Annotated in this window: 1 protein-coding gene; it reads right to left on the bottom strand. The window is 73.5% G+C overall.

From position 1 onward, the window contains the following. Nucleotides 1-441, bottom strand: a 441-nt coding sequence (locus G3I71_RS47745; RefSeq protein WP_203733168.1) for a threonine/serine exporter family protein, incomplete at both ends; no start/stop codon positions are given.

The raw sequence follows: 441 nt of genomic DNA, 5'->3' as shown, positions 1-441 counted from the left end.
CGAGGTACAGCCCCGCCGCCACGTCCATACCGAAGCCCTGCGGCGGGTCTTCGGCGAGGCCCGCGAGCACGCCGAGGCTGATCGCGACCATCGACACCCCGGTGGTGACGATCGTCGTGACCGCCTGGTCGGTCGAGTGCCCGAGCACGGACGTCACGCCGACCAGGCCGAGCCCACCGGGCACGAGCACCCAGAACCCGGGCAGGGACGTCACGAGGAACGGCGGGCCCTCGCGGCGCGTGGCCGCGAGCATCGCGACGGGCGTCATCGCGAGCGCGCCGACGAACGACGAGACGACGGCGCCGAACAGCACGCCGCCGAGCACCTGACCGGCGTACGCGACGAGCAGCACGAGCGTGATCCACGGCAGCGTGCCGCGGTGCGCGTCGTTGTGCAGAACCACGCCCACCGCGTAGACGAGCACGCCCACCCACGGCGCCG

The sequence above is a fragment of the Streptomyces sp. SID12501 genome, from assembly GCF_010550245.1.
Lineage (GTDB): Bacteria > Actinomycetota > Actinomycetes > Streptomycetales > Streptomycetaceae > Streptomyces.
The sequence above is the reverse complement of the archived record's forward strand: the minus strand, read 5'-3'. Positions and strand labels throughout refer to the sequence as shown.